Source organism: Terrilactibacillus tamarindi (genome assembly GCF_009718825.1).
Taxonomy (GTDB): Bacteria; Bacillota; Bacilli; order Bacillales; family Sporolactobacillaceae; genus Terrilactibacillus; species Terrilactibacillus tamarindi.
The window spans coordinates 105643-112416 of sequence record NZ_WNHB01000010.1 but is presented as its reverse complement, the minus strand read 5'-3'; the positions used below and the strand labels follow the sequence as shown (position 1 = coordinate 112416).

5 protein-coding genes are annotated in these 6774 nt (G+C 37.9%); 2 read left to right on the top strand and 3 right to left on the bottom strand.

All coding sequences use genetic code 11. The features are described from left to right. The first annotated feature begins 353 nt into the window (after positions 1-353). The gene (locus tag GMB86_RS07990) at positions 354-2513 is read left to right on the top strand and encodes an anthranilate synthase component I (RefSeq protein ID WP_155218479.1); all 2160 of its coding nucleotides are present in this window, start codon (positions 354-356) and stop codon (positions 2511-2513) included. A gap of 250 nt (positions 2514-2763) precedes the next feature. Then, positions 2764-2949, top strand: a complete 186-nt coding sequence (locus GMB86_RS07985; RefSeq protein ID WP_155218477.1) for a type Z 30S ribosomal protein S14 — start codon at positions 2764-2766, stop codon at positions 2947-2949. Positions 2950-3134: 185 nt separating this feature from the next. On the opposite strand, the gene argH is transcribed toward GMB86_RS07985, so the two are convergent. The 3 genes from argH to argF form a co-directional block, all read right to left on the bottom strand. Further along, positions 3135-4505 carry an argininosuccinate lyase gene (gene argH / locus GMB86_RS07980; RefSeq protein ID WP_155218475.1) on the bottom strand — a complete coding sequence of 457 codons (1371 nt, stop codon included), beginning with the start codon at positions 4503-4505 and terminating at the stop codon, positions 3135-3137. Further along, complete coding sequence (locus tag GMB86_RS07975) at positions 4462-5718, bottom strand: argininosuccinate synthase (RefSeq protein WP_155218473.1); 1257 nt, start codon at positions 5716-5718, stop codon at positions 4462-4464. Before GMB86_RS07975 ends, argH begins: the two co-directional genes overlap by 44 nt. A gap of 94 nt (positions 5719-5812) precedes the next feature. Then, positions 5813-6772 carry an ornithine carbamoyltransferase gene (gene argF / locus GMB86_RS07970; RefSeq protein WP_155218471.1) on the bottom strand — a complete coding sequence of 320 codons (960 nt, stop codon included), beginning with the start codon at positions 6770-6772 and terminating at the stop codon, positions 5813-5815. Positions 6773-6774: the final 2 nt, after the last annotated feature.

The following is a 6774-nucleotide window of genomic DNA, read 5'->3' as shown; positions in this document are numbered from 1 at the left end:
GTTTACCATCATTTCTTTTCATATTGATTCACCCATCATTCTTTCCTATTCATAATTTCAACAGAATAGTTAAATTTCTTCCTATTGTAAACTGGATAATGGACTTTCTATATTTTTTGATATAGATAATAAAATCTGCTTAAGTTCTGTTCGAAAAAGAGCGCTTGAACTTTCTAACAATTCCTTGTAAGATAGGGATACTAGTAGAGCTTAGTTGAGATGAGTTAGATAGAAGAGCTGAGAATTTTATGTATAGCATACTATAATGGCATAAGTATTTTTAATTTCGTCATTTTCCCTATACCATTCTTGCTCTTTCTGTAAGTTTAAAAATTGCAGAGAGGATGTTACGCATGAAGCTATTATTTGACACAAATGAGGATACTCCAATTTCTTTCACTACCCCAGATGGACTTCAAATTACTCAAGCCAAACAAACATTAGAATTTGATTATCCAGTAACCTATTTATTAGAAAAACTTGATACGTATAAAGGTGCGTTGTTTTCGAGTACGTATGAATATCCTGGGCGTTATTCAAGATGGGATATTGGGTTTATTAATCCTCCAATTGAAATTATCGTTAAACAAAATACATTTACCATACATGCCTTGAATGATCGTGGAATTGTATTGATCAACTATATGATTAATACAATAGACCACCCTGCGGTCATATTTAATGATGTCACTCCTGAAACGATTGAAGGTACAATCAAATCAGAGAATTTCGTCGTAACAAAAGAAGAAGAACGAACCAAGCAGCCATCCATCTTTGAATTATTAAGACAAATTCAAGCGAAATTCTACTCTAATGATGAATTTCTTGGTTTATACGGGGCATTTGGCTATGATCTTATCCTACAATTTGAAAAATTAAACTTAAAAAAAGAGCGTGCAAAAGATCAATCTGATTTGCATTTATATTTGCCAGATGAATTTTATATTGCGGATCATGAAATTAAGCAAGCTTACAAACTAAGTTATGACTTTAAATACCGTGACCTTTCAACGCATGATTTACCGCGTACTGGTGTTGAAAAGCCTTATAAAATAAATCCTAACAGAGAAGAGGAGCCTTATAATAAAGGCTACTATGCAAGCCTAGTCAACGAGGCAAAAAAATCTTTCGCTGTAGGCGATTTATTTGAAGTTGTTCCAACGCAAGTCTTATCAAAGAAATGTGACATCAAACCGACAGAAGTTTTCCGCAACTTAAGAAGAATCAATCCGAGTCCCTATGGATTTCTTATTCATTTTGATGATGAATATTTAGTCGGTTGTTCACCAGAAATGTTTGTTCGAGTGGAAGATCATATTGTTGAAACTTGCCCCATTTCCGGAACGATTGCACGTGGAGCTTCTAGTATTGAAGATGCTGAACAAATTAAAACTTTGTTAAATTCAACGAAAGAAGAATCCGAATTGACCATGTGCACGGATGTTGATCGAAATGACAAATCACGCGTCTGTGTTCCTGGCACAGTTGAAGTCATTGGGCGGCGACAAATTGAAACCTATTCTCACCTCTTTCATACGGTCGACCATATTAAAGGTAAATTAAAAAAAGGATTCGACGCTTTTGATGCTTTCATGACACATATGTGGGCTGTTACGGTTACCGGCGCACCAAAGCTTGAAGCCATGTCTTGGATTGAAGAACATGAGGCAACACCACGTGGATGGTATGGTGGCGCCATCGGTTATTTCTGTTTCAATGGCAGCTTAAATACAGGTCTCACATTAAGAACAGTGAAACTTAATAGTGGCCTCGCTCAAATTCGTGTCGGAGCCACATTGCTATATGATTCCATTCCAGAAAGTGAGGAACAGGAAACATTAACGAAAGCTCAAGCTTTAATGGAAGCTTTACGTCCTGCACAAGAAAAAAGTGATCTTTTAGACCATAATCCTTTGAAAAAAGCGATTAAACATCAACATGTTTTACTTATCGATCATGAAGACTCATTTGTTCACACGTTATCCAGCTATATCCAAAGCTTAGGTGCCGAAGTCACTGTTATGCGAAGCGTTCATGCTCGCGAGTTATTAAAACGTATGGATGAACCGGTTGATCTCGTTATCTTATCACCAGGACCTGGTGATCCAGATCGATTTAACATGAAAGAAACGATTCAAATTTGCCTTGAAAAAGGATTGCCTTTATTTGGAATATGTCTTGGCTTGCAAGGACTAGTAGAATATTTTGGCGGAGAACTTGACTTCTTATCTTATCCGTCCCATGGTAAAAAGTCGCTTGTAAAACAAACAGGAGATTCAAAAGTATTTCAGGAAATTCCTAAATTCTTTTATGCTGGGCGGTATCATTCCATCTATGCTAAAAATCTTCCAGATGACTTAACGGTCACAGCTTGCACTGAAGACGATTATGTCATGGCGATAGAACACAAAACATTACCAATCGCAGCCGTGCAATTTCATCCTGAATCCATTATGACAATGAACGGAAATGCAGGTCTTCAAATGCTCGAGAATGTCTTAACGAAGTTATAAAATTTAGATTGCAAATAAATATCAAAACAAACACGTTTCAAGGACGTACCATCTTTGAAACGTGTTTATTTTATCCTCGTTAGATAAGTTAGTTTTATCTGCTGGAGTGATTATTCCATTTTACTTTTACTAAATACTCCTAACCTTAACCTTCCTTTTCCAATAATCCCCTATTTACTATTTCAGCAAAAATAGATATAATATGTTTTTCACCTTTCCTCACAATATTAAATATAGGAGGATTAGAATTATGGCAAAAAAATCATTACTCATTAAGCATAGCAGAGAACAAAAATTTAATGTAAGAGAATATACACGCTGCGAACGTTGTGGACGTCCACATTCTGTTATTCGCAAATTTAAACTTTGCCGTATTTGTTTCCGAGAATTAGCCTACAAGGGTCAGATTCCTGGAGTTAAAAAGGCAAGTTGGTAAAAATCCCTCAAATATTTTGAGGGATTTTTTTATGCATCGTGCTCAAATGGCACTACCTCGTATCCGAATTGCACAACATCTAATTTCCATGCATCCATCTGAATTCGCATATTAGATGGCACCTCTTAATAATGTAATAATGTAAAAAACACTCAATTCCACATAGAAATTGAGTGTTTCTAATTTTATAATTTACTTTCAGCTAACTGAATTTGTATCTTAATTTGATCAGGACCTGTTCCGCCCTGACTATGTCTTGCACGCATGACATTTTCAGGAGCTAGGATATCAAAGATATCTTCTTCAAAAAGTGAGCTAAATTCTCTAAACTCATCTAATGTTAAATCTAATAAGTACTTGCCATGTTCAATCGCATATAAAACAACTTTTCCTGTTACTTCGTGCGCTTGTCTAAATGGCAAACCTTTTGTAGCAAGGTAATCAGCCATATCCGTTGCATTAGAATAGTCCTGAGTGACAGCTTTACGCATGTTGTCTTTTTTGACAGTTAACGTTTCAAGGATTGGTGCAAGGAGATCAAGAGCACCTTCTAAAGTATTAACCGTATCAAAAATGCCTTCTTTGTCTTCTTGCATATCTTTGTTATAGGCAAGAGGAAGGCCTTTTAAAACGGTTAACATGCCCACTAAATGACCAAATACACGGCCCGTTTTCCCTCTTAATAGTTCAGGTACATCTGGGTTTTTTTTCTGCGGCATAATACTTGAACCGGTGCAAAACGCGTCATCAAGTTCAACAAATTGAAACTCCTGGCTGCTCCAAGTAACCAATTCTTCAGATAAACGTGACATGTGAACCATCATCAAAGAACAAATGGATAAGGCTTCGACAACAAAATCACGATCACTTACGGCATCCATGCTGTTTGGATAAACGAAATCAAAATCCAAGAGCTCTGCTACACGTTTACGGTTAATTGGGAACGTGGTACCTGCCAAAGCACCGGCACCAAGTGGCAGCCAATTGATTCGTTTTAAGCTGTCTCTTAGACGATCTTTGTCTCGTTCAAACATCCAAAAATAAGCCATTAAATGATGGGCAAAAGAAATAGGTTGAGCACGCTGGAGGTGCGTATATCCCGGAAGAATCGTTTCGATGTTTTCTTTTGCTTGACTAAGTAAGGCATATTGCACGTGTTCAACTAACTCAATTAGTCGTTTTGTTTTTTTCCGCATATATAAATGCATATCCGTTGCAACCTGGTCGTTTCGGCTTCGTCCTGTATGCAGTTTCCCACCTACAGCTCCTATCTCATCAATTAACATTTTCTCAATGTTCATATGGATGTCTTCATGCTCGGTTAAAAATTCAACGTTCCCAGATTCAATTTTTGCTAATATCGTTTTCAATCCATTTTGAATCGTTTCAGCTTCTTCAGTTGATACAATCCCGCATTCACCTAGCATTTGCACGTGAGCGAGACTTCCTTCAATATCTTCTTTAGCTAGTTGTCTGTCAAAACCAATGGATGCGGTGAACGCATCCACTTGTTTATTTGTTTCCTTCGTAAACCGGCCGCCCCATAGTTTTGCCATTGCCATCCTCCTGTTGATTCTCTTTATGAACTTCTGCATAGACTTTTGTTGGAAGGCCCCAAAGTTTAATGAACCCTACTGCTGCATTATGGTCAAAGGCATCACCTTTTGTATACGTCGCAAGTTCTTCATTATAAAGACTTTTATCTGCTTTACGTCCCACAACAACATGTGTGCTTTTGTGTAATTTCACACGCACTGTTCCTGTAACATGTTTTTGCGTATCATCGATGAAGGCTTGCAGTGCTGTACGGATTGGTGAATACCAAAGTCCATCATAGACGATTTGTGCCATTTGTTGTTCAATGATTGGTTTGAAGTGAGCCACTTCACGAGTCAACGTTAAGGCTTCAAGTTCTTTGTGTGCGTTGATCAAAATAAGCGCCGCTGGATTTTCATAAACTTCACGTGATTTAATCCCAACCAAACGATTTTCAATATGATCAATACGTCCGATACCATGTAAGCCACCTTTGTCGTTGAGTGCTTCGATGATTTCAACAAAGCTTAAAGACTCACCGTTCAATGACACGGGCTTACCTTTTTCAAAACCGATTTCAATATATTCTGCCACGTCAGGTGTATTTTGAATAGGATTTGTCCATTCATAAGCTTCTTCTGGCGCTTCGTTCCATGGATTTTCCAAGACACCAGCTTCACATGCACGTCCCCAGATATTGGCATCGATGGAGAAAGGATTATCTAAATCAATAGGAATTGGAATACCATTTTCCTCGGCGTATTTAATTTCTTCATCACGTGTCATTCCCCATTCACGAACAGGTGCAACAACTTTTAATTTAGGATTAAGCGCTTGGATAGATACCTCAAAACGAACTTGGTCATTTCCTTTACCGGTACATCCATGAGCGACAGCTGTTGCCCCTTCTTTTTCAGCAACATCAACGAGAAGTTTAGAAATAAGCGGACGAGAAAGTGCTGAAGATAATGGGTATTTGCCTTCATATAATGTGTTCGCTTTAAGAGCTGGCAGAAGATAGTCTTCAGCTAACAAATCTTTAGCATCCACAACATAAGAACTTATAGCCCCTACGTCCAAAGCTTTTTGTTTTACCGTTTGGAGATCTTTACCTTCACCTACGTTAATACTGAGGGCAACAACATCATAATTGTATTTATCTTGCAACCATTTAATGCAAACAGATGTATCCAATCCTCCTGAATAAGCGAGAACAATTTTTTCTTTTGCCATCACAAATTCCTCCTTTTATTATCCTTAGTCGATTCTATTAGTTTACCTTATTAGTGTAAAAAAGTCTTTGGTATTTCAATAAAAATATATTAAATTAGTTGCTTTCCATCAATACTTTAAGAATGGCTTTTTGTGCATGTACACGATTTTCAGCTTCATCAAAAACAACTGAATGCGGGCCATCAATGATGCTTGCCGTCACTTCTTCTTCCCGATGAGCAGGTAGGCAATGAAGGAAAATAAAGTCTTGTTTTGCATAAGAACATAGTTCGTCATTGACTTGGTAAGCCTTGAATTGTTTTATGCGTTCTTCTGCTTCAGCCTCTTGGCCCATACTCGTCCAGACATCCGTCACAATCACATCTGCATCTTTTGCTGCTTCAATTGGATCATGTCCGCATGAGACAATGCTTCCTGTTTTCTCAGCGATTTGGTTTGCTCCCTGAACAATACTGTCTAATGGTTCAAACCCTTCCGGAGAAGCCGTTGAGATATGCATGCCAACGCTTGCTGCTCCTTCAAGAAGTGAATGACACATATTGTTATTGCCATCTCCAACATAACACAGCTTGAGTCCTTTTAAGTCTCCCTTATGCTCATAGATCGTAAGTAAATCCGCCAAAACTTGAGCGGGATGATGCGTGTCTGTTAAACCATTGATAATCGGAATATCGGCATTATCTGCAAACTCTTCAACAATATTGTGTCCAAATGTCCTGATCATTAGGCCATCAACATAGCGAGAGAGGACCTTTGCTGTATCAGCAATCGTTTCACCCCGACCGAGCTGTATATCCTTATTACTTAAGAAAATCGCTTGGCCGCCAAGTTGAATCATCCCTACTTCAAAAGAAACACGTGTCCGGGTGGATGATTTTTCAAAAATCATCCCCAGGACCTTTCCGCTTAAATAAGGATGTGGAATCCCTTTTTTCTGCAAAGCCTTCATTTGAACCGCTTCATTTAATAAATGTTGAATTTCTTCTGGTGAATATTCTGCTATTGTTAGAAAATCCTTCTTTTTCACTTCTTTTATCTCATTCACTTTTAGCATCT